20 protein-coding genes and 1 pseudogene are annotated in these 22,018 nt (G+C 41.8%); 4 read left to right on the top strand and 17 right to left on the bottom strand.

Annotated elements, in window-relative coordinates; translation table 11 throughout:
* Nucleotides 1–306: 306 nt before the first annotated feature.
* From AN394_RS16780 to ndk, 10 genes are all read right to left on the bottom strand, one after another.
* On the bottom strand, nt 307–687 hold the full coding sequence (locus AN394_RS16780; protein WP_055022061.1) for a VOC family protein: 381 nt from the start codon (nt 685–687) through the stop codon (nt 307–309).
* A 115-nt stretch (nt 688–802) separates the two neighbouring features.
* Nucleotides 803–2,272, bottom strand: a complete 1,470-nt coding sequence (der, locus tag AN394_RS16775; RefSeq protein ID WP_054553521.1) for a ribosome biogenesis GTPase Der — start codon at nt 2,270–2,272, stop codon at nt 803–805.
* 75 nt (nt 2,273–2,347) lie between these two features.
* A complete protein-coding gene (gene bamB / locus AN394_RS16770; protein ID WP_055022060.1) occupies nt 2,348–3,526 on the bottom strand; it encodes an outer membrane protein assembly factor BamB in 1,179 nt (392 codons plus the stop codon).
* Nucleotides 3,527–3,535: 9 nt separating this feature from the next.
* Nucleotides 3,536–4,156, bottom strand: a complete 621-nt coding sequence (locus AN394_RS16765) for a tetratricopeptide repeat protein (protein ID WP_055022059.1) — start codon at nt 4,154–4,156, stop codon at nt 3,536–3,538.
* Nucleotides 4,157–4,180: 24 nt separating this feature from the next.
* Nucleotides 4,181–5,455, bottom strand: a complete 1,275-nt coding sequence (hisS, locus tag AN394_RS16760; protein WP_055022058.1) for a histidine--tRNA ligase — start codon at nt 5,453–5,455, stop codon at nt 4,181–4,183.
* A gap of 133 nt (nt 5,456–5,588) precedes the next feature.
* Complete coding sequence (gene ispG, locus AN394_RS16755; protein WP_054553525.1) at nt 5,589–6,707, bottom strand: flavodoxin-dependent (E)-4-hydroxy-3-methylbut-2-enyl-diphosphate synthase; 1,119 nt, start codon at nt 6,705–6,707, stop codon at nt 5,589–5,591.
* Between the two features lie 5 nt (nt 6,708–6,712).
* Nucleotides 6,713–7,600 (bottom strand): RodZ domain-containing protein, encoded by an 888-nt coding sequence (locus AN394_RS16750; RefSeq protein WP_054562630.1) that lies wholly within the window; start codon nt 7,598–7,600, stop codon nt 6,713–6,715.
* Nucleotides 7,597–9,408 (bottom strand): type IV pilus biogenesis/stability protein PilW, encoded by a 1,812-nt coding sequence (gene pilW, locus AN394_RS16745; RefSeq protein ID WP_055022057.1) that lies wholly within the window; start codon nt 9,406–9,408, stop codon nt 7,597–7,599. The genes AN394_RS16750 and pilW overlap by 4 nt, the downstream gene beginning before the upstream one ends.
* A 114-nt stretch (nt 9,409–9,522) precedes the next feature.
* Nucleotides 9,523–10,653, bottom strand: coding sequence for a bifunctional tRNA (adenosine(37)-C2)-methyltransferase TrmG/ribosomal RNA large subunit methyltransferase RlmN (locus AN394_RS16740; protein ID WP_055022056.1), 1,131 nt, complete (start codon nt 10,651–10,653; stop codon nt 9,523–9,525).
* Between the two features lie 170 nt (nt 10,654–10,823).
* The gene (gene ndk, locus AN394_RS16735; protein WP_036972405.1) at nt 10,824–11,255 is read right to left on the bottom strand and encodes a nucleoside-diphosphate kinase; all 432 of its coding nucleotides are present in this window, start codon (nt 11,253–11,255) and stop codon (nt 10,824–10,826) included.
* 241 nt (nt 11,256–11,496) lie between these two features.
* On the opposite strand from ndk, the gene AN394_RS16730 reads away from it, so the two are divergent.
* The 3 genes from AN394_RS16730 (at nt 11,497) to AN394_RS16720 (ending at nt 17,227) form a co-directional block, all read left to right on the top strand.
* Nucleotides 11,497–12,087, top strand: a complete 591-nt coding sequence (locus AN394_RS16730) for a DUF5034 domain-containing protein (RefSeq protein ID WP_055022055.1) — start codon at nt 11,497–11,499, stop codon at nt 12,085–12,087.
* A 319-nt stretch (nt 12,088–12,406) separates the two neighbouring features.
* Nucleotides 12,407–13,792, top strand: coding sequence for a tRNA 5-hydroxyuridine modification protein YegQ (yegQ, locus tag AN394_RS16725; protein WP_054562626.1), 1,386 nt, complete (start codon nt 12,407–12,409; stop codon nt 13,790–13,792).
* Between the two features lie 126 nt (nt 13,793–13,918).
* On the top strand, nt 13,919–17,227 hold the full coding sequence (locus AN394_RS16720) for an EAL domain-containing protein (protein ID WP_055022054.1): 3,309 nt from the start codon (nt 13,919–13,921) through the stop codon (nt 17,225–17,227).
* 2 nt (nt 17,228–17,229) lie between these two features.
* Here AN394_RS16720 and AN394_RS16715 read toward each other — a convergent pair whose 3' ends face one another.
* The 7 genes and pseudogenes from AN394_RS16715 to AN394_RS22340 form a co-directional block, all read right to left on the bottom strand.
* Nucleotides 17,230–17,643 (bottom strand): Rrf2 family transcriptional regulator, encoded by a 414-nt coding sequence (locus AN394_RS16715; RefSeq protein WP_054562624.1) that lies wholly within the window; start codon nt 17,641–17,643, stop codon nt 17,230–17,232.
* Between the two features lies 1 nt (nt 17,644).
* A complete protein-coding gene (locus AN394_RS16710) occupies nt 17,645–18,565 on the bottom strand; it encodes a DMT family transporter (RefSeq protein ID WP_055022053.1) in 921 nt (306 codons plus the stop codon).
* Nucleotides 18,566–18,663: 98 nt separating this feature from the next.
* A complete protein-coding gene (locus AN394_RS16705) occupies nt 18,664–19,371 on the bottom strand; it encodes an AraC family transcriptional regulator (RefSeq protein ID WP_055022052.1) in 708 nt (235 codons plus the stop codon).
* Nucleotides 19,372–19,433: 62 nt separating this feature from the next.
* A complete protein-coding gene (locus tag AN394_RS16700; protein ID WP_055022051.1) occupies nt 19,434–20,036 on the bottom strand; it encodes a LysE family translocator in 603 nt (200 codons plus the stop codon).
* 26 nt (nt 20,037–20,062) lie between these two features.
* Entirely contained in the window at nt 20,063–20,446 is a 384-nt protein-coding gene (locus AN394_RS22445; protein ID WP_268795668.1) for a helix-turn-helix transcriptional regulator, read from the bottom strand.
* A gap of 12 nt (nt 20,447–20,458) precedes the next feature.
* Nucleotides 20,459–20,713: pseudogene (locus AN394_RS22440) on the bottom strand (AraC family ligand binding domain-containing protein); the annotation flags it as partial.
* Nucleotides 20,714–20,737: 24 nt separating this feature from the next.
* Entirely contained in the window at nt 20,738–20,893 is a 156-nt protein-coding gene (locus AN394_RS22340; protein ID WP_235576277.1) for a hypothetical protein, read from the bottom strand.
* Nucleotides 20,894–21,157: 264 nt separating this feature from the next.
* Here AN394_RS22340 and AN394_RS16690 point away from each other — a divergent pair, with 264 nt between their 5' ends.
* Nucleotides 21,158–22,012 carry a DUF417 family protein gene (locus tag AN394_RS16690; protein WP_055022050.1) on the top strand — a complete coding sequence of 285 codons (855 nt, stop codon included), beginning with the start codon at nt 21,158–21,160 and terminating at the stop codon, nt 22,010–22,012.
* Nucleotides 22,013–22,018 lie beyond the last annotated feature (6 nt).

Below are 22,018 nucleotides of genomic sequence, written 5' to 3'. Positions count from 1 at the left end.
AACAGATTGTTGGGATATGGTTGACTGCAGAAAGCAAATTTTAAAACCAAGGAAGGCCGAGTATGAAGGTTTGTAAGCGCAAGGTGATGCTTGTTGCGGCAATCGTATTTTTTAAACTTGCCTAAAAAGAAGCCTGTACCAACTAAGATACAGGCTTTATTAGTTATTAAGCGTTAAAGCTTAACCAGCATTTTTCCTTTATTTTTACCTTCGAACAGACCAAGAAATGCATCAACGGCATTTTCAATACCGTGGTATATCGTTTCTTCAGATTTAATCTTGCCTTCGCTGATCAGAGCGTTTCGGCTAATCTTCTAATAAACACACTAAAGTGCCTTCAATAGCACGAACATACGCATAATGCTGGGCGTCTTTTTTAGTTGGCGGGCATAATGGCTCAGCACCAGCAAGTACAGCTTTATCGTAACTTTCGACTAAATTATGGCAGCTAAACCTTAGCTCAAAGCCTAGTGCAGGTTGCTTAGGGTGGGCACGAATATACCCTTGCTTAAAATATGACTGTGCATGCGGGTGGGTCGCAAAAGCAAGTTTTACAGACCCTGTAACAAGTTCACCGTACTCGGCATCGTCACTGATATGGTTGGTATTTAAACCAAATGCTTGATAGTAAAAGTCGAGTACTTCTTCTACGTTATCGACGTAAATAACCTGACTTAAAAATACCATTTATGCTGCTCTATTTATTGTTCGTTTATTAAATAAAGCATAGTTTTAGCAATAAAAAAACCTTGTAAGTCATACTCACAAGGTTTTTTTAATACTTAAAGCTTAGCTGTAGTAGCTACGACTTGTTGCGGTTTTCTTTCGCAAATGCACGAATTTTACGTTTTTGCGATAAAGTCACTTTATTAGTGCGACCCGCGTATGGGTTATCGCCTTCTCTAAATTCAATTTTGATTGGCGTACCCATAATACCTAATGCTTTACGGTAGTAGTTCATTAGGTAGCGTTTGTAGCTATCTGGTAAGTCATGAACTTGGTTACCGTGGATCACGATACGTGGTGGGTTATAACCACCTGCGTGAGCATATTTAAGTTTTACACGACGACCACGAACAAGTGGCGGTTGGTGATCGGCTTGTGCCATATCCATGATACGACGCAGCATCGCTGTGCTGATACGCTTAGTTGCTGACTCGTATGCTTCATCTACCGACTCAAATAAATGACCTACACCTGTGCCATGTAAAGCTGAGATAAAGTGTAAACGTGCGAAATCGATGAAACCTAAACGACGGTCAAGCTCTGACTTAATACGTTCTTTAACGTAATCATCAAGGCCGTCCCATTTGTTAACAGCAACAACCAATGAACGACCTGCGTTTAAGGCAAAACCAAGTAAGCTTAAATCTTGATCAGAAATACCTTCGCGTGCATCAACCACAAGCAATACCACGTTAGCGTCTTCAATCGCTTTAAGGGTTTTGATCACAGAGAATTTTTCTACAACATCGCTTACTTTCTTACGCTTACGAACACCCGCAGTATCAATAAGAATGTACTCTTTGTCGTTACGTGTCATTGGAATATAGATAGAATCACGGGTTGTACCCGGCATATCGTAAACGATTACACGTTCTTCACCTAAGATACGGTTTGTAAGTGTTGACTTACCAACGTTAGGGCGACCGATAATAGCAAGCTTTACTGGTTTGTCAGCAAAGGCTTGCTGGTTGTCTTCGCCTTCTTCATCTTCGCTGTAAAGATCAACCAGTTCGTCATCACTTTCTTCAAGCTCTTCAGCTTCGCCTGCAAGTTCTGCAATAACTGGCTGTAAGGTTGTTTCAAGTAATTGCGTGATACCACGGCCATGCGCCGCAGCAATGTGATGCACGTCACCTAAGCTTAACTGGTAGAACTCAGCACAGTATGAATCTGCATCAATGCCATCAACTTTGTTTGCCACAACAAAACATTTCTTTTGTTGTTTACGAAGGTGGTTAGCAATCGCTTGGTCTGCGGCGGTCATACCTGCGCGGGCATCAACTAAAAATAGCACGATATCGGCTTCTTCAATCGCTAGTAGCGATTGCTCAGCCATTTCAGTTTCGATACCTTGCTCAGAACCGTCAATACCACCCGTGTCTACCACGATAAATTCATAGCCATCGTAATCAGCTTGGCCATATTTTCTATCTCGTGTTAAGCCTGGAAAGTCGGCTACGAGGGCGTCACGAGTACGTGTTAAACGGTTAAATAATGTGGATTTGCCCACATTGGGTCGCCCAACAAGAGCGATCACGGGAAGCATAAACTACCTCTTAAAAAAACAACAAAAGGCTTCGCCAAGCGAAGCCTTAGAAAAATAACGTTTACTATTAGTAAGTTAGTTTGGAATTTTAACCGCGCTAACTTCACCATCTCGGGTGTATAAAATTAACTTGTCACCGGCAACAACTGGCTCAATAAAGAAACCTGAGCTGTCAAAGTCTTCGCGCGATACAAGCTCGCCCGTTTCTTTGTCTAACCAGTGTAGGTTACCTTCTTGGTCACCTAATGCTAAATATTTACCAGCCACGGTAGGGCCTGTTAAGTACCAGCCGCGTAATGCCGGTTGGCTCCAACGCTCAATACCTGATGTTTTATCTAGACCGTAAACAACACCATCGCTATCAACAACATAGATAGACTGGCTATCCATTGATAAATCACGGTAGCTGCTGTACTCACGTTTCCAAACAACATTACCAGAACGAATATCAACGGCTGCTAAGTTACCATTATAGGCGATTGCATAAGCATATGGACCGCTGATTAATGCTTGTGTATCTACATCAACCAAACGTTCAAACTCAGACGCACCTTTTGGAGAAGCAATTTCAGCACTCCACGCAGAGTAACCATTTTCAGAAATTAATACGCTTAATTTACCTGTTTCAAGACCTAGTAATACACCACCGTTGGCTACAGTTGGTGAACTTTGACCACGTAACGTTAGTGGTGGCACTTCTTGTTCAAAGCTCCAACGCTCTTCACCTGTATCTGGGTGTACAGCTAATAATTTACCTGAGCCTAGGTTTACAAAAATTAGGCCGTCGCCTGCAGCTGGTTTAGAAAGTACTTCGCCTGGCATCGTTTTACGCCAAACAATTTCACCTGTTTCACGGTCAAGAGCAGTTAAATAACCATGCTCAGAACCAACGAAAATTTTGCCGTAAGCTTGTAAAATACCGCCCGATAGCTTGGCACTTTCTGTGGTTTCCCAAGGCCAAAAGGCTGGGTTTTCACGTACATCTGTTTGCCATAGCGTATCACCATTTTCAAGCGATAGGGCTTCAACTTCACCTTCGCGGTTTGCTACATACACAACATCGTTATGAATAGCCGGCGTTAAGCGCGAGAAATAGTGCTGAACACCATCACCAATTGATTCTTGCCAAACCACTTCTGTCTCAAATTGATTAACAATTTCAGGCAGTACCAATTCTTCTTCGTCATCACTTGACGAACACCCAGTCAGGGTTGCGATACACAGAGCAAGTGTTGCCGCTGTTAACTTCTTCATCTTAACCCCTTACGCCGCTGGGCTAGTTTGTGCTAAGTCATCAAGTTTAATTTGTAATAACGGATTGTTTTCAAGGCCGCCATTATCAGCAGCAGCTTGGTATTGGCTGCGAGCTTGGTCTTTGTCGCCTTGTGCAGCATAAACATCGCCTTTTAATTCAGCGACTGCAGCAGCAAATGATGCTGGAAGCTGGGCGTTTAGCGTTGTTAACGCTTGCTCATATTGCTTTTGTGCAAGGTGAACACGAGCAAGGCGCGTTGTTGCCGTTGCTTTAAGCTCAGGGTTTTGCTCGTTGGTGATGATCCAGTTAAGCTTTTCGCTTGCTGCATCAAGGTCATTCTTTTCAACGGCTTCTTTCGCTGCTACAAATGCTGTTAGCGTGCTGTAGCTTGACTCGCCATTGTCTTTAATAAACGTATCCGCTTTTTCTAGCACGGCACCGCTTTCAACAAGTTGTGTGAAAGAGTCAGATGCTTTCTCAGCTGTGGTGATTTGGTTTTGGTTATAAGCTTTCCAACCATATAAACCACCTAAACCTGCAACAATACCAATTGCAAGTGCTAAACCATTTTCACGGAAAAAGCGTTTGATCGCTTCTTCTTGTTGTTCTTCTGTTGAATAAATTTCCATGCTTACCTCTGTTGCTAGCTGGGCTTAAATAAGCTCAGCTAGTAGCGTTTTCGCTTCTTCTAGTTTTAAGGTGACTTGTTCTTTACGCTCACGTAAGTACTTAATAGTCACAACGCCTTGTTCTAATTCATCTTCGCCGATAATAACTGCGACTAGCGCATCGCTTTTATCTGCGCGTTTTAATTGCTTTTTAAAGTTGCCACCGCCTGCGTGCACCATAACACGTAGACCTGCAACATCTTTACGTAATTGAGCGGCAATGATAGGCGCTTGAATGCTGGCTTTATCGCCCATGGCTGCCAAATATACATCAGCACTACGGCGGATGTCACCTACACTTTCGAGTGCTTGAAGTAATAACACTAAACGCTCAAGACCCATTGCAAAACCTACCGCTGGTGTTGCTTTACCGCCTAGTTGTTCAACTAGACCATCGTAACGACCACCGGCACAAACGGTTCCTTGTGCGCCTAGGCTATCGGTTACCCACTCAAAAACAGTGCGGTTATAATAGTCAAGGCCACGTACAAGCTTTTCATTTACCGTGTATTCGACGCCTGCAGCGTCTAAACGTTCACATAAATTTTCAAAATGTTCTTTTGATTCAGCGTCTAAGTGCTCAGATAGTTTAGGCGCATCAGTTAAAATAGCTTGTACATCAGGGTTTTTGCTATCTAACACACGTAAAGGATTAGTGTGCATGCGACGCTTAGAGTCTTCATCAAGTACATCGACGTGTTGCTCTAAGTAAGCAACAAGTGCATCACGGTAGTCTGCACGCGCTTCATTTGAACCCAGTGAGTTAAGCTCAAGACGAACGTGTTCATTGATACCAAACTCTTTCCATAATTGGGCTGTCAGCAAAATAACTTCTGCATCAATATCGGCAGTGGCAATGCCGAATGTTTCTAAACCAAATTGGTGGAATTGACGGTAACGACCTTTTTGTGGACGCTCGTGACGGAACATCGGGCCCATGTACCATAAACGTTGTTCTTGGTTATACAGTAAACCGTTTTGATTACCTGCACGCACACACACTGCGGTACCTTCAGGGCGAAGAGTTAAGTTATCGCCATTACGGTCTGCAAAGGTGTACATTTCTTTTTCGACGATATCGGTTACTTCACCGATAGAGCGCTTGAATAGGTCGGTTGATTCAACAATTGGAAAACGAATTTCTTGATAACCAAACGATGAAACTGTTTCACGTAAAATGTCTTCTACTTTCTGCCAAATTTGCGTATCGCCTGGCAGACAATCGTTCATACCACGAACTGCCTGAATTTGTTTTGCCACTTATAAATCCTAAATACTGTACTTGCGCTGAAAAAATCGCGCCTCAAGAAAAACTAAAAAATTGACCCGTCATTATACCGTCTAAGCAGTAAAGGTAAACGGCAAACCCAAGGGTTTGCCGAGTATATGCGAATTATTCAACGATTTTGATGTCGATTGGCGTTTCTTTCTCTTTTTTAGCGATAAAGTCGCGCACATAGCCTTCAAGTTGGTCGACAATGTTATCGTTATCGATACGTGCTTTTTGGCGCTCACCATTGATGTATAAGCCAGAGCGACGGTTCGCACCAGCAAGGCCGATATCACTAACCAGCGCTTCGCCAGGACCATTAACTACACAACCAATCACCGACACTGACATAGGCTCAACCACGTCTTCAAGGCGCTCTTCAAGTTGATTCATGGTGCTTACCACATCAAACTCTTGGCGTGAGCAGCTCGGGCAGGCAATAAAGTTAATGCCGCGCGAGCGAATGCGTAATGATTTTAAAATATCAAAACCCACTTTGATTTCTTGTACCGGATCGGCAGCAAGTGATACGCGTAATGTGTCACCAATGCCTTCGGCAAGTAGCATACCTAAACCAACAGCCGATTTAACCGACCCCGAGCGCATACCGCCTGCTTCGGTAATACCTAAATGCAGTGGCTGGTCGATTTCTTTCGCAAGTAATCGATATGCACCGACCGCTAAAAATACATCTGACGCTTTAACGGATACTTTGAATTGGTCAAAGTCTAAACGTTGTAAGATCTCAACATGGCGCATAGCTGATTCAAGTAAAGCTTCTGGCGTTGGTTCACCGTATTTTTCTTGTAAGTCGCGCTCTAATGAGCCGCCATTAACACCAATACGAATAGGGATGTTATGCTCACGTGCAGAGTCTACAACGGCACGAATACGCTCTTCGCTACCAATGTTACCCGGGTTTATACGTAAACAATCCGCACCATACTGAGCCACTTTTAATGCAATACGGTAATCAAAGTGAATATCTGTTACCAGCGGGATAGTGACTTGTTCTTTAATGCTTTTAAATGCTTCAGCTGCTTCCATGGTAGGTACAGACACACGCACAATATCGGCGCCGGCATCTTGAATAGCTTGAATTTGTGCAACCGTTGCATCGATATCTAGGGTGTTGGTGTTAGTCATCGACTGAACGGCAATTGGCGCACCATCACCAATTGGCACGTTACCTACGTTAATACGGGTCGATTTTCTGCGTTTAATAGGAGATTCTGAAAACATTGCGGTTACTCTGATAACGGTAAAGTAAATTTAGCTAAGCGATTTTTGGCAAAATGTGAGGTATCGACGGCTTGACCTTGAAAAGTAATATCGACTACTTGGTGCTTGCCTAATACTACATTAAACGGCTGTGGGCCGGTTACTGTCATAATGTAACCTGCTTTTTTAACACCAAAAGCAATTCGATCGCCGTTGCCATCGTGAATTTCTACCCAGCTATCTTCATTGAAGTGCATCACCACTTCGCTATGCTCAGGATCAGCCTTTTCAGTTTGTGGCTGAGCAGCAGGTTGGTTTTGTGATGCAGCTTGATTTTGTGCTTCGTTGCTGGTCGTTGGCGCATCAGCTTCAGGCTGAACGATTTCTTGCTCGCCTTCAGCGAGTGGTTGAATGGTTTCTTCAACTGGCGCTTCTACAGCTAAGTCGGGTGAAATATCACTGCTTTCGAGCTGATTTGGCATCGCAGTCGTGACCGGCTCTTCGATATTCTGGTTGCTATTTTGCCACCACCAAAACACAGACGAACCAATGATCACCGCTAAGATAAAGTAGCTAAACAGCATTAAACGGCTGTCATGTGCTTCTTTTTCTGTGCGGCGAGAAAAGCTCTGCATTTTTGACTTTTTCTCAGGCTCAACGTGCTCTGGCAGTAATTCAAGCATGGCTTGGCTATCGATTCTAAGCTCACGGCAATAGCTTCTGATATAACCTTTTACGAAGGTCGCAGGGCCTAGTAGTTCGTGCTCGTCGTTTTCTAGTCGTTGTAACTGTAAAACTGATAACTTTAATGCACCAGCAAGTTGCTCAAGGCTCATTCCTGCGTCTTCGCGGCGCTTTTTTAGCGCTTGGCCGAGCGTTTCTTGTGGTTGTTCTAAATTGTTTTCTTCATTCATAATGCGTATGAGTCTGGATCTACCAATAAGAGTCTATGCCCAGGTTTTAGGGCTACATCTGGGCTCAATTTGTTCCAGCGCATTAACTGATCGATCAATACGCTATGCTGTGTGGCTATGCTAAAGAGTGTGTCGCCATCATTGATGTCGTGATAAATGTTCGGATCGTTCAAATAAATGCGAGTACCGTTTTGTACACGATCCGATTCTTTTAAGCCATTCCACAGCAAAATCTTCTGTAGTTTAACATTGTATCGCACCGAAATGCTAAAGAGGTTTTCACCATTTTCAATAATATGATACGGGATATTCAGCGCCGGTACATTTGCGTTCAGCATGGGTAAGTTAAGCGGCTCGTTTGTCACGCTAAAGTCAGTGCTATTGGCGGTTGACGTCGTTGTTTGACTGCCACTAAATACGTTTTCGTCTTTTTCTGCTTCGTAAAACACCACAGTGCTGGCATCATTTTTGGTATTTTGCGAGTTTGCTGGCGTTTGTTGTTGAACGCTTGGCGTTTGCGGTGCACCAAATGACACTATGGTCACTTCATCATTGCTTTGCGTGCTTGTTTGTTGCTTTGCAATAACAGCAGCCTGTTCAACTTTTCGAGAGCTAACCGTTTGGAAACCTTCGTCAGTTTGCTTTGTGAGCGTCTCTGGCGTTGTATTGACTGTTTGAGAAGAGGCGAGTGTCTCTGTTACGGGCTTTTCTTGGCTGTCTGAGTTTACCTCAGTAGGCACCTGCTTATTACTTTGCGCTACAGTTTGTGGCTCGGGTTGAGTTTTGTTTACAGTTGGCTGCTCAACTAGAGAAGTTTGTTCATTAGTTGTTGGAACATTTGTGGTCTTTACAAGGCTTTGCCCGGTAGCAGCCACTGACGCCTGTGCAACAACAGCTTGTTTAGCAGGCGCTTTTCTTTTCACGATGCGAATTTTTGGCTGATCTTTGCTAACCGTGCTGTTATCGCTTGAGATTTTCAGTTCTTCAAGCTGCGCTTGACGGTATTTTTCACGTAGAACTTCAAATTCTGAGCGTTTAGTTCGCCCTGTAGTAATTGCTTTTGCTTCGCTCGAACCTGGGTAGGTTTGTAAAATGATACCTGCCGTTGTTTCGGCTTTTTCAATATGGCCCATCCGTTGCTGAATTAAGTAGCTGAGCATGAGTGCGCGGGGGGTTACGCGGCCTAACGATTCGTATCTTTCAATGATATCTTCAGCTTTGTGAAGATCGCTTTTTGCGTAATATAAACCAGCAAGACTAATCATTGATGATGGACGCTGCGAGCTGTGGTTTAGCGCAGATTTTAGATATTTTTCTGCGTTTTCAAAATCATCAAATTCAATCGCACATAAGGCTAAGTTTTCGTAACTTTCAGCTACACGGATATAGCTAGGAACAGCAATAGCTTTAAGAAGTTCTTCTGCAGCGCGATCATATTCGCCAATGCCACACAAAAAGACACCATAGTTATTTAAGGTGTTCGGATCATTAGGGGCGATTTTTAGTGCGCGTTGATAGGCTTTATCGGCTAGCTCAGGTTCATCAACCTGTTGATAGTAATAAGCTAAAGAGTAGTGAACTTCTGGGAGGTCAGGTGCAAAATCTGCGGCGCGTTCTAAATTATATTTTGCTTGCGAGTTGTTGCCCGTTTTTAAGTACTGTAACGCAAGGGCGATACGAGTACGGGCAGCACCGGTATTATTAACCTGTTTTTCAACAACGGGTCTGTCGCTACCTTCGTAGCTGTTTTCTGTAACACACCCTGTTAATGCGAATGCACCAACAGTAATGGCAAGTATAGAACGCATTACCTAATCTCTTCTTTGATTCCGTATGCCTATCTTACCGAAAAGCCTTTGTGTTGCATCTATTATTTTAAAAATAACGAGTTTGTCACAAAGGCTTATCTTTAGAAATTACGCTTATGCTTGGTGAACATTTACCGCAATAGCGTTATCTTCGCGCATTTTCTTTTTCGCTAAACGTTTAGTTCGGTCTACAACATCACCCACTAATTGCCCACAAGCTGCGTCAATATCATCACCACGGGTACGGCGAACAATACAGGTAATTCCCGCTGCTTGTAATACTTTAGAGAAGCGGTCGATGCGGCTGTTGCTCGAACGGCCATATTCATTACCTGGGAATGGGTTAAACGGAATTAGGTTCACTTTTGAAGGTGTACCTTTAAGAGTTTTAACCAATTCGTGTGCTTGATCAGTGCTATCGTTTACACCTTGTAGCATCACGTATTCGATAGTCACATCTTTGTTTGCTTTAGAGCCATCGATATAACGACGACACGCCGCTAAGAACTCTTCGATAGGGTACTTTTTATTAATTGGTACCAGTACATCACGCAGCTCATTGTTTGGTGCGTGAAGTGAAATAGCCAGCGCTACGTCAATTTTCTCTTTTAATAAATCAAGAGCAGGCACCACACCAGAGGTACTTAAAGTAACGCGACGCTTTGATAAACCAAAACCCCAGTCGTCCATCATAAGTTCCATTGCTGGTACTACATTTTTAAGGTTGAGTAATGGTTCACCCATACCCATCATTACCACGTTAGTAACTGGTCGCTTAGTGCTATCGCCGTTTAAACCAATGTCTTTTGCAACACGCCATACCTGACCGATGATCTCAGATACAGATAAGTTACGGTTAAAGCCTTGTTGTGCTGTTGAGCAGAAAGTACATTCAAGGGCACAACCTACTTGTGATGAAACACATAAAGTTGCACGGTCTTTTTCTGGGATCCAAACAGCTTCTACTTCTTGGCCACCTTGTAGCATCAGGGCGTATTTGATGGTGCCATCACTTGCTTGTTGTCTAACTGAGATTTCAGGAGCAACAATTTCACATTCAGCTTTTAGTTTTTCTTTTAGCTTTTTGTTGACGTTTGTCATGTCGTCAAAATTGTCTACACCAAAATGATAAATCCATTTCATCACCTGATCGCCACGGAATGGCTTTTCACCGAATGATACAAAAAGCTCACGTATTGCATTTCGGTTTAAATCTAATAAGTTAATCTTTTTTTCAGTGGTCATGAAACAACCTCAATCAGTGACGGTGGTAAGTAGTTTGGGTGCGCGATTGTACATTATTTAATCGACTTAGTCATTAGCTAAACATATTTACAATAAGCTTAGCTAATGACTAAAAAAGGGCCCGAAAGCCCTTTTTCTTCTGCATCACAGACTTAGCTGTGAACTCGAAATTAACGAGTACGTGGGCAGATTTCTTCGTCAGCGAAGAAGTATGCGATTTCACGTGCAGCTGATTCAACAGCGTCAGAACCGTGAACAGCATTTTCGTCGATGCTGTCTGCGTAGTCAGCACGTAAAGTACCAGCTAGTGCTTCAGCAGGGTTAGTAGCACCCATGATTTCACGGTTTTTAAGTACTGCGTTCTCACCTTCAAGAACAGTAACCATTACTGGACCAGATGTCATGAACTCTACTAAAGCACCGAAGAAAGGACGCTCGCTGTGTTCAGCGTAGAAACCTTCAGCTTTTTCTTTTGAAAGGTGAACCATTTTAGCTGCAACGATTTTAAGACCCGCAGTTTCGAAACGGTTGTAGATAGCACCGATGTGGTTTTTAGCAACTGCATCAGGTTTTACGATTGAAAAAGTACGCTCTAAAGCCATCTTTATGCTCCAATAATTTTAAATTTAAAAGGTTAAATATTAACGGGCGCGAATTATACGCGCTTTACGTGAAAATTCCTAATTTAATTAAATAGTCATTTGATGGCATTTTCATGAACCCTAACCATGTATAGCAACGCGGGTATAAAGTGTGAGCGAATTTTAGCAGTTAAGTACTTGTTGCGGCCTATTTTATAGGCAATTATTAACTCAGGAAATGATAAAACTAATAAGGACAATAATGAAAAATCTTTTACTGGCTAGTTTACTTGCAAGCTGTTTAGCTGGCTGTAATTCAGACTCAAACGATGAGCTTGAGTGCTCTCCTTACCCCATTGCAATCGATATTAATAATTATGTTGTAACCCCAGAGCAAAGCGCAGCTAATACAGCACTCGCCTATGATGCCTATACCATTAAATTAGGCGGTGTTGGTGAAGGTGTTTATAGTGAAGGAAATGAGCCCGACCCTAATAAAGAGTATGCAGAGTGTGCTATCCCAGCTGTGGTACTAGGGAGCGCGAATACCATTACAGCTATTAATATTTACTCAAGCGCTGATTACAACAATGAATTCACCGCGGGTACGAGTTTAAATAGCGTGTTTGATATCACAGAGATGTTTGTTAATGATTTTGATTATTACAGTGATGGCAACTATGCCAGTGTAGAAGACTTCACAAGCGTATTCCCCACTATTGCACCTATATTTATTGAACTAAAACCTAACCAAGCTCCTGAAGTTGAAAGTAGCCATATTTTTTATATCGATATTAGTTTTGCAAACGGCAAAACCTTTGCGCTTGAAACTGAAGAAGTGCTGTTGTTGTAGTTTTTGTAATCAAAAAATCACATTTAGCATATAATATAACTACATAATTATTAAAGAATATATGTTGTAGCTTTTTTGGCTGTTAACATTAGCAAATCCAAACCAATTACCCTGGATAGTTAATTGAGTTTGATCTAAAAAGGTGGTCATAGGATTGGTCACCTTTTTTCTTTTTATAGGTTCACAGCTTGTTTGCTGAGTTTTCACCAATCATGATCTAGATCAATAAAATTACTGGGCAGGTTATTATACTGCCGCGCTTCATTCTTGTATTAATTCATGCAACCGACTTGTACTCGGTTCGATGTGTGGAGCTTTCATGTCGTCACCTATTTTGACCCCTCGTCCTTTTACGCCAGAGTTGTTATCACCTGCAGGTAGCTTAAAGAATATGCGTTATGCCTTTGCCTATGGCGCAGATGCCGTTTACGCTGGCCAGCCTCGTTATAGCCTTCGCGTTCGTAACAATGAGTTTGACCTCGATAACCTGCAAGTTGGTATCAACGAAGCCCATGCGCAAAATAAAAAATTATATGTGGTGTCAAACATCGCTCCTCACAATGCCAAGGTAAAATCGTATTTACGCGATATTGAGCCTGTCATTGAGATGCAACCAGATGCGCTGATCATGTCTGATCCTGGGCTTATCATGTTAGTGCGAGAGAAATGGCCAGACATGCCAATTCACTTATCTGTGCAGGCCAATGCGGTGAACTATGCCACAGTGAACTTTTGGGCTCAGCAGGGCATTGAGCGAGTCATTTTATCGCGCGAATTATCGCTTGAAGAAATCGCTGAAATTCGTGAACTATGCCCAAATACAGAACTTGAAGTGTTTGTTCACGGTGCACTTTGTATGGCGTACTCTGGCCGTTGTTTGCTATCGGGTTATATAAATAAACGCGATCCAAATCAAGGAACGTGTACCAATGCATGTCGATGGAACTACGATGTGAAACCAGGCACCGAGAATGAAACCGGCGAAATGGTGCATAAAATTGACCCTAAAGCGGTGATCCCAACCCTAGGTGATGGTGCACCAAGTAACGAAGTATTCATGCTTGAAGAGCAAGGGCGCCCTGGTGAGTACATGCCTGCTTTTGAAGACGAGCATGGCACTTACATTATGAACTCAAAAGATTTACGTGCAGTTCAATATGTTGATCAACTGACGAAAATGGGCGTGCATAGTTTAAAAATTGAAGGCCGTACCAAGTCTTTCTACTATGTTGCTCGTACTGCACAAGTGTATCGTAAAGCCATTGATGATGCCGTTGCTGGCCGTCCATTTGACGCAAACTTATTTAAAACTCTCGAGAACTTAGCGCACCGCGGCTATACCGAAGGGTTCTTAAAGCGTCATGCGCATCAAGACTATCAAAACTATGAGTATGGTCATTCGGTGTCAGATAAACAGCAGTTTGTCGGTGAAGTATTAGGCCGCAACGATAATGGTTTAGTTGAAATTGATGTTAAAAATAAGTTTTGTACTGGTCATTCACTTGAGCTTATGACACCAAAAGGTAACATCAACTTTAAGTTGGATTTTATGGAAAACAAAAAAGGCGAAGCCATTAGCGATGCAAAAGGTTCAGGTCATATTGTTAAAATCCCTCTGCCAGAAGATATCGATTTAGATCACGCAATTTTAATGCGTAATCTAGATGCCGACCAAGATACCCGTAATCCATTCAAAAAAGCATAATAAAAGATGCGCTAAGTCATACTTAGCGCATTGATCTCATCTTTTTTTGGTATTTCACTGTCGTTACTAGCTATTTTTACTATTCTTTTTTCTAAGGGTAATAATTAAACATAGTCAAAAACTTTAGTGAAATACGTTGTTCATCCATCACATCATAAAGAGCTTTTACACACAGTACCTTATGTTGCGGTAGGGGTATTGCTGCTGGCTATTGTCTTACTACTTGAGCGATTAGGGCTTATTGCTGCTATTCCTTTTTATGTAGCAATGCATACGAGCGTCGAATTGTTCTCAGTTGTGATCTCGTTTTTAATTTTTGCAATTGGTTGGAACACTTGGCATTTCACCAATAACTACAAACTGTTATTACTTTCTTGCACCATGTTGTGCGTTGCCATTTTTGATTCATTGCACTTTTTAGCTTTTGACAGCATGCACGAAGGCAATGCAGACATGAACTTGGTATTAAGTTTTTGGCTCATTGCTCGGTTATTTAATGGAGCTGCTTTTTTAATTATTGCAGCAGGGATTTGGGTTAAATATAAACCGTTAAATGCGCGTGCCTTACTTACCTCTTTACTGCTTTTTAGTTTGTTTATTGCAAGCTCTCTTTTTTATTTTCCAGGTTTACTGCCAGACATATACATAGAAGGAGTCGGTGGTAGCCATATTAAGTTTTTAATTGATCTACTTGTTTTAGCGCTATACGGTGCCGCTGTTTTGATGTTTTCGACACAACTTCGTAAGCCCAGAACAAATTTAAATATTGCCGGTAAAACATTAGTTTGCCTATTAGCTATTTTAAGTGAGGCCTGTTTTGTGGTGTCTAATGATGCGTCGCATACCACCAACACCTTTAATTTTTTTGGGCATGTATATAAAGGGCTCACCTACTTTTTACTGTATAAAATCCTCTTTGTTGAAACTGTAACTAAACCGTATGCAGCACTAGATAACTCCTCTAATCAGTTAAAAGCAACACTTACTGCACTGCCAGACTCTGTGTTTGAGCTAGAAAAAGACGGTACTTTTCGCGAAGTCTTCAGTGATAACTCCGATAGCCATGTCTTTACTAAAGCGATGGTTGGGCAAAATATTAGTAGTATGTTTGAAAAATCTGATGCGCAAGATTTTGTGCGCACGCTAATGGAGGCAAAAAAATCAGCTGTTTGTTTGGTCAATACCTTACCCATTAGCGTAAATGGTTGGGTTATTCATTTTGAATTTTCGATTACCTTGTTCGAACACGATAATGATGGACCAACGTATTTAGTAAACGCCCGCGATGTGTCGGATAAAGTTGGGCGTATGGCGGCACTTGCTCAGCAAAGTAAATTTAATAGGGGTTTATTACAGCTAACCGAAATTTCGTTTCAAGACGATCAAGATGTGTTGTTGAATTATGCTGTTAATCAAGCCCTCGAAATTACCAATTGCGATGGCGCAGCCTTGTTTATTTGTAACGAACAAAAGCAACATGATTATCGAGCCCAGAAAGGTAATGTTTTTGATGTGTGCACTGAAAAGTTACAAGGCAAAATTGCGGCAGGGCAAGCTGTCATTGTTAACCGAAAACATGCGAAAGAATACGGGTTACCTGGCGACTCTAACTCATTGTTAGTGGTGCCAGTGATACGCCATAGTCAGTGCCATATGGCCATTATTTTGCAGCATCAAAGCAAGGTGTTTAGTGTACAAGATAAAAACATGCTAACGGTTTGGGCTGAGTCAGTGTGGCAATGGTTTCATAAAATTACTCTAAACAAACGCATGCACATATTGTCTCAAGCGGTTGAGCAAAACCCACACCCCATTATGTTTACCAATACAGATGCAAAAATTGAGTATATGAATCGCGCTTACCTCGATATGTGTCAGTACGAGTATGATGAACTAATAGGTCAGAGCCCGCATAAAATCAGTGCCGGTCAAACTGAACCAGCTGTTTATCAAACAATGTGGGAGCACTTAAAAAATCGAAAAGCCTGGGTGGGTGCTTTGGTTAACATGACCAAGCACGGTAAGGTGATTGTTGAGCAAACGACCATTTACCCAATAATGGATAAGCAAGGGAAGGTAAGTAACTACATTTCGTTTCAGCATGATGTAACCAAAGAAGTCGAAAGTGAAACCCTCATACATCAACTTTCTTATTTTGATCAGCTAACGGGGCTTGCAAACCAAGACAAGTTGCAGATGGAATTTGAACAAACCATTAAGCTTCAAGCAGATACAAAAGCAGCCTTTATTTTAATTGGTTTAGATAACTTTAAAATTCTCAATAAAGCATTGGGTATGGCAAGTTGCAACCTAGTGTTACAAAGCTTGAGTGCGCGAATTTGTAACTTTATGGGTGAGCATATTATGGTTTCACGGCTGCAAAGCGACCGCTTTGCATTTATCACGCCCTATACCTCCACCGGCGCTATAAATAAGAGCAGCCACGATTTATTAAAAGTGATCAGTGAGCCACTTACAATAAATGATGAACTCATTGTTGTTACAGCATCGGTCGGGGTTTCCTTGTTTCCAATTGATGGTAAAGAATTTGAGCCCCTATTGCAAATGGCTGAATCAGCGATGTTTGAGGTTAAGCGGTTAGGTAGAAACAATGCGTTATTTTACGCCGAAGAAATGAATAAATCTGGGCTTAGGCAATTACAAATCATCAATGCTCTTAATTTTGCCCTTGAAGATAATGAGCTTTATTTAGTCTTTCAACCGCAAATTGATATTGCCTCAGGTGCTGTGGTGGCTGTTGAAGTATTATTACGTTGGCACAGCGAAACATTAGGCAATGTATCACCTGCTGAGTTTATTCCCATTGCTGAAAGCAGTGGCCTCATTAGCAAAATTGATGACTGGGTATTCGAAAATACTGTTAAAACAATTCGCCAGTGGCAAGATGACAATATGCCAGCAATGACCTTTGCAATAAATCTATCGGCAACGAAGTTTGTTAAAAAGCAGCTGCTTGGTGATTTAATTTCGGTATTACAAACTTACTCTATTGAGCCTGAATGTATTGAACTTGAATTAACGGAAACAATTGCCATTGGTAACCCTCAGTTTGCTTTAAGTACGATTACTAAACTGCGTGAAGCAGGGTTTAAAATGTCGATTGATGACTTTGGCACAGGCTACTCATCAATGAATTACTTAAAAGACTTTGCGCTTGATAAGCTCAAAATAGACAAATCATTTATTGATGATTTAGAAAACCCCAGCGATGCTGATAAGGCAATTGTTAAAGCCATGATTGATTTAGCCAGCGCGTTAAATATGGAGTCAATTGCTGAAGGCGTTGAAAGCGAGCAGCAGCTGAACATACTGAAAGAGCTTGAGTGTTCTCAAGTACAAGGCTATTACTTTAGTAAACCCCTGCCAATTACAGTGTTGTATAAGTTTGTGAAGTCACCAAGTTTTTCAAGGTAAGCCTACTTTTTAAATTGACTGGCAAGCTCTGCAAGCGACACTTCAGCAAAACGTTTTAATAACAGTGCTTCTGCGTCATCCATCGCATTTTGCAGGGCGCTGTTAACTGCATGCTCAATAGGGCAGTTGCTGTGCTCATCGGTTAGACCAATTACAAATAGGTTCTTTTCGCCAAGCGCTTGGTGAATATCAAATAAAGTGATGTCTGTTAAGGGAGTGGCCAGTAGCCAGCCGCCATTGTGACCTTTTATTGCCGATACATAACCCGCTTGACGTAGTAACGCCATAGTACGGCGTACAACCACAGGGTTGGTCATTAACATGTTTGCTAATGTCTCTGATGTAACAGGGTGGCTGTAACTGTTTAAATGGATCAGCACATGTAAAACCCGCGATAGTCGGCTGTCTTTTCTCATCTTAAATCGTCAATATGCGTTTTTTGCAGTGTATCACGAACTGCTTAATATTGACCGTTTGAATTACCAAACTAACGCCCACTAAACCAATTCCAAGCCAGCCAATTTGCTGAAATTGCTCATTTAAAATAACAATAGCCAGTACGGTGGCGATAATAGGCTCAAGTAAAGTAATGAGCACGGCTTGGCTCGCAGCTATGGTTTTTAAGCCAATACTAAATAGCCAATAACCGAAAAACATCGGCACTATGGCCATGTAAAGCGCCACGCTGGTATTGGTAACTGTGGCAAAAAGCGTATCTCCAGTGATCAATAACGAAGGCAAGAGTACACATGCAGCGCCGCCAAATAGGCTTGCCATAGTCGCTCTTGAATGAACGCCGTTGCTAATTAAACGTTTGGCAACCCATGAATAGCCCGCATAGGTAAGCCCTGCAATTAAGCCAAGTAAAATGCCGATGTTTTGGCTAAACAGCCCCTTAGCAGCAGAGTGTGAGTCTTTGCCTAACGCGATTAAGCAAATGCCTACTGCACCAAAGCAAAAGCTGACTAGCCAGCGAGTTGCAAAAGGCTTTTTCTCAATTAAGTATTCCAATAAGACGGTAAATAAAGGGGCGCTGGCAATCGAAACAACAGTGCCAATTGCTACGCCAGCGCTATTCATTGAGGTATAAAATGCTAGAGGATATATAGCCACACAGGCTGAGCCTAGTAGGGTTAGAGGGTAATGCTTACGCAGTGTACTCGCATTGTTTATTAGCTGAGTTAGTGAGGTTAGGCAAAGTAATACCCCGCCAAATCCCATCGCAAAGGCTCCTATTGCAAAAGGGCTAATGTCTGGTGCAAAGCTTGCGGCTGTACCCGTTGTGCCCCAAAACACACTGGCAACTAAAACGGCAATGGTCGCGATGGTATGGTTCATTGGTGATTCGCTTTAAATTTAAGATATCAAAAGCATAATCAGAATTGATGTGCAATTTTTGACAAAAAGGACGGTTTTGTTGACGTTAAAAACTAAAGTTATTTTTTGAATTTACTTGGTGATAAACCAAAGTACTTTGAAAAACTGCGGCTAAAAGACGAAAGCTCATTGTAACCAACTAACTCACTAATACGTTGTAACGGATAGTCGGTATGGCTGAGTAAGGCTTGGGCTTTTTCCATTCGCTGTTTGGTTACATAGTTCATGACAGTCAATCCGGTTTGTTGCTTAAACAGCAACTTAAATTGCGTTGGGCTTAAACAGGCAATGCTGGCAAGGTGTTTGATGTGAAGAGGAATGCTTAAGTGACTGTCAATATAAAGCAGTGCCTCGCTAATTCGGCTGTCGACCTTAGGCTGCATAATTTGCTCAGCTAGCAGCAAATCGAAGGTGTTAAACATGGCAAGTTCTAACTCATTATTAACCGCTTGCTCAAGTTGCTTTGCCACAAACTGCAAAAATGCCCAAAGTGATTGATTAATAGCAAACACGCAGCGCTCAGCAGTGGCCAGGTTATCTGGTAGCTTTGGCATATCGGCCACCACGAACCGGGCTTCTGGCATTGCGGTAAACAGGTGCGTTTGCGAGGCTTTGACAACCACGCATTCACCGGGGGCGACTTTACCTTGAAAATCACCCACACTAATAGCAATCACACCTTTTAAAGGCAGTACAAGTTGATGATAGTCATGGCTATGACTAACAGGCTTAGTACTGTAAGAGCGAATAGATAGATTGCCTTGCATCGTTTTGTGATAACTGTTTGCTGAATAAGGCTATTATGCCTGTTTGCTCGGGATGATCAATTTTAGGCCATTAACGGGGTCAGCACATGCTCGTAGGCAATCATTAGCGCGACATAAACCAACAAAACAGCCATCAGTTTATTAAACACATTAAAAACACCCGGTCGTGATACTTGTTTGCCAAGCATTAAGCCAGCTAACGAGTAACTTGTAGGAGCACCAAAGGCAAGAATGGCTAAAATAAGAGACCAAAATACGATTGCAGCGCCGGTAATATCTGCGCTTGGGAACTGAATCGTAGCAATTGGCAAAGTGGCCACCAAGGCTTTTGGATTTAATAGCTGCATAAACAGGCCATCGAAAAAGCTAAGTGAGGTATCCCCTGAGGTATCACTCACCTGTACATTTGCTTTTGCGACCTTCCAAGCAATATACAAAATATAGCCGCAACCAATTAAGCTCACATAAGGCAAAAACTGCGGATTGATCACTTGTAAGCCAAGGTAGCCAAGCAGCACAAATAAGATAAACATCGCGCTACCCACGCCGATAAAAAACCCAAGGTGTGAACGTGTTTGTTTATTTAAGCCACTGCTTAAACCGAGTAAATTGATTGGCCCAGGGGTGTACATAATGCCAATAGCATATGCAAAAATATCTGCCATAACAGCTCCAAATCAGTAATTTAGCTCTATCTACGAGCCCATTGCAGTTGAAATTGTTTTGGTGTCATACCGAATACTCGTTTGAAGTTACGATTGAGGTGGCTGGCATCTGCAAAACCAGATTCAACCGCCACGCTGGTGGCATCGCGGCCAACCTGTAACGCTCTACGGGCATAATTAATACGACAGTTCAAAACATATTGATGTGGAGTAATACCGAAGTGCTCGCGAAAGCGGCGGATAAAATGAAACTTCGACATAGTGGCAGCATGGGCAATGTCATCAATAGAGATGTCATTGTCGATATTTGCCAAAATATAGTCTTTTGCGCGCAGTAGTAAGCTATCAACACGGGTGCTTAATGGCGGTAAATCAAGGCTTCCGTTGAGCCTTACTAAAGACTGCGCCATTTGCAGTAGTGCAGCTTCTCGCTCTATTTTGCTCGTGCAATCTGTTTGTAAAAGCCTTGATAAGTGAATCACTTGATTACGCAGTAATGGATCAGCATATAAGGTGTTTGCCATACGTAATGTGCAATCTTGCTTATATCCTAGCGCTTTGAACAAAGGCTGAAATTCATCGGGATGAATATACAGCATTAGATACTCTAGGTTTTGCTCAGTGCCAGAGTGACCATCGTGAATATCTTCAGGGTTAAACAAAATAACATTGCCAGGTACGCTTTTATAAAACGCATTACGTCAAAAGAAATCTTGCCGCCCCTGTAGAGTAATGCCAATTGAATACTCTTCGTGAGCATGCTTTGCATAGGTAAAATCACTCATAGTCGCCGTCAACATCGAGATGCTCTGATGCTGTTCGTTGTTGATGTACTTAAAGTGATTGTTTTTGCTCACAGATGCTCCTGAAGGTTGTGCGCTTCGTTATTATTCCTACGCCAATATAGCGAAGCAGGCAACCTAAAAACTTGAACAAAATTGCTGATATTGAATAAAAGAGATTTATTTTTGCCTAGTTAACGGTAAATAGCAGCGATTCTTTTAGTTGTTTTTCAGTTACCTGGATAAAGTAGTACTCAGACTTTTCTTATATTTTATTTAATTATGAATGTTTTTACCCCTAACTAAGGTCTTTTAAACAAGCAGTAAAGAGGGGTTTAAATGAATTTACGTACATCAAATAATTTAGTGATTGCACTTATTACTATCAGTTTTTCTTTATTGGGTTTGTCTTTTATTTTGGGGGCAAACCCCAATGCTATTGGCAGTATATTTTCGTTTTATGGCTTAGAGACTCAGGTACCTGATCACATCATGAGTATGATTGCAGGCTTTGCATTTTGCTTTGTTGGCATTACCAGCCTTCATTCACATTTAGGGTTTCTTAATAGAGCGCTTCCGAGCATCACTGCATTTGCTATATCACTGCTCTGTTTGATTACGCTGTTTGGCGCTAATCGTTGGCTTGCAAGTGAAGGGGGCTTTCCTGTAATTGGGTCGGGGCAGGGGATCATTAAGTATTTTGCTGTTATTCCGCTGTTTTTATTTGTGTTTTATAAAGATGCTTTAAGTGATAAAGCGCATATTGCCTTAAATTATGCATCGGTGGCATTAGTGCTGGTTTGGATTGGCGCCATGAAGTTTTTTGCTTTTGAAGCAAATGCGATTGTTAGCCTTGTTGAATCTTCACCGTTTATGTCTTGGTTGTATATTGTTTTTAGCGTGCAAGGAGCATCAAATGCGATTGGCATATTTGATATTTTGAGTGTGGCGCTGTTAGGTGTTGGCTTATTTATCAGAAATGCGAAACTTATTTTACTTGCAGGACTAGCCTGTTGCTCGGTATTTATCATGACACAAACTTTTTTAATTACCGCACCTAATGCGCTTAGCAGCGTTACAGTGTTTGAGCGATTAGGTCAGTTTGTAATTAAAGATCTGTGGTTTATAGCGAATTTAGTGATTATTTATCATTTAGCTGTATTCAACAATACACCTAAAGAAACAGCAGAATAAAATAAA

Source organism: Pseudoalteromonas sp. P1-26 (assembly GCF_001401795.1).
In the GTDB taxonomy this organism is placed as follows: Bacteria; Pseudomonadota; Gammaproteobacteria; order Enterobacterales; family Alteromonadaceae; genus Pseudoalteromonas.
The sequence above is the reverse complement of the archived record's forward strand: the minus strand, read 5'-3'. Positions and strand labels throughout refer to the sequence as shown.

What these genes read in the sequence shown, in the direction of transcription:
- AN394_RS16780 (WP_055022061.1), bottom strand. Translation starts at nt 687, where the DNA reads ATGGTATTTTTAAGTCAGGTTATTTACGTCGATAACGTAGAAGAAGTA.
- der (WP_054553521.1), bottom strand. Translation starts at nt 2,272, where the DNA reads ATGCTTCCCGTGATCGCTCTTGTTGGGCGACCCAATGTGGGCAAATCC.
- bamB (WP_055022060.1), bottom strand. Translation starts at nt 3,526, where the DNA reads ATGAAGAAGTTAACAGCGGCAACACTTGCTCTGTGTATCGCAACCCTG.
- AN394_RS16765 (WP_055022059.1), bottom strand. Translation starts at nt 4,156, where the DNA reads ATGGAAATTTATTCAACAGAAGAACAACAAGAAGAAGCGATCAAACGC.
- ispG (WP_054553525.1), bottom strand. Translation starts at nt 6,707, where the DNA reads ATGTTTTCAGAATCTCCTATTAAACGCAGAAAATCGACCCGTATTAAC.
- AN394_RS16750 (WP_054562630.1), bottom strand. Translation starts at nt 7,600, where the DNA reads ATGAATGAAGAAAACAATTTAGAACAACCACAAGAAACGCTCGGCCAA.
- pilW (WP_055022057.1), bottom strand. Translation starts at nt 9,408, where the DNA reads ATGCGTTCTATACTTGCCATTACTGTTGGTGCATTCGCATTAACAGGG.
- AN394_RS16740 (WP_055022056.1), bottom strand. Translation starts at nt 10,653, where the DNA reads ATGACCACTGAAAAAAAGATTAACTTATTAGATTTAAACCGAAATGCA.
- ndk (WP_036972405.1), bottom strand. Translation starts at nt 11,255, where the DNA reads ATGGCTTTAGAGCGTACTTTTTCAATCGTAAAACCTGATGCAGTTGCT.
- AN394_RS16730 (WP_055022055.1), top strand. Translation starts at nt 11,497, where the DNA reads ATGAAAAATCTTTTACTGGCTAGTTTACTTGCAAGCTGTTTAGCTGGC.
- yegQ (WP_054562626.1), top strand. Translation starts at nt 12,407, where the DNA reads ATGTCGTCACCTATTTTGACCCCTCGTCCTTTTACGCCAGAGTTGTTA.
- AN394_RS16715 (WP_054562624.1), bottom strand. Translation starts at nt 17,643, where the DNA reads ATGAGAAAAGACAGCCGACTATCGCGGGTTTTACATGTGCTGATCCAT.
- AN394_RS16710 (WP_055022053.1), bottom strand. Translation starts at nt 18,565, where the DNA reads ATGAACCATACCATCGCGACCATTGCCGTTTTAGTTGCCAGTGTGTTT.
- AN394_RS16705 (WP_055022052.1), bottom strand. Translation starts at nt 19,371, where the DNA reads ATGCAAGGCAATCTATCTATTCGCTCTTACAGTACTAAGCCTGTTAGT.
- AN394_RS16700 (WP_055022051.1), bottom strand. Translation starts at nt 20,036, where the DNA reads ATGGCAGATATTTTTGCATATGCTATTGGCATTATGTACACCCCTGGG.
- AN394_RS22445 (WP_268795668.1), bottom strand. Translation starts at nt 20,446, where the DNA reads ATGGCGCAGTCTTTAGTAAGGCTCAACGGAAGCCTTGATTTACCGCCA.
- AN394_RS16690 (WP_055022050.1), top strand. Translation starts at nt 21,158, where the DNA reads ATGAATTTACGTACATCAAATAATTTAGTGATTGCACTTATTACTATC.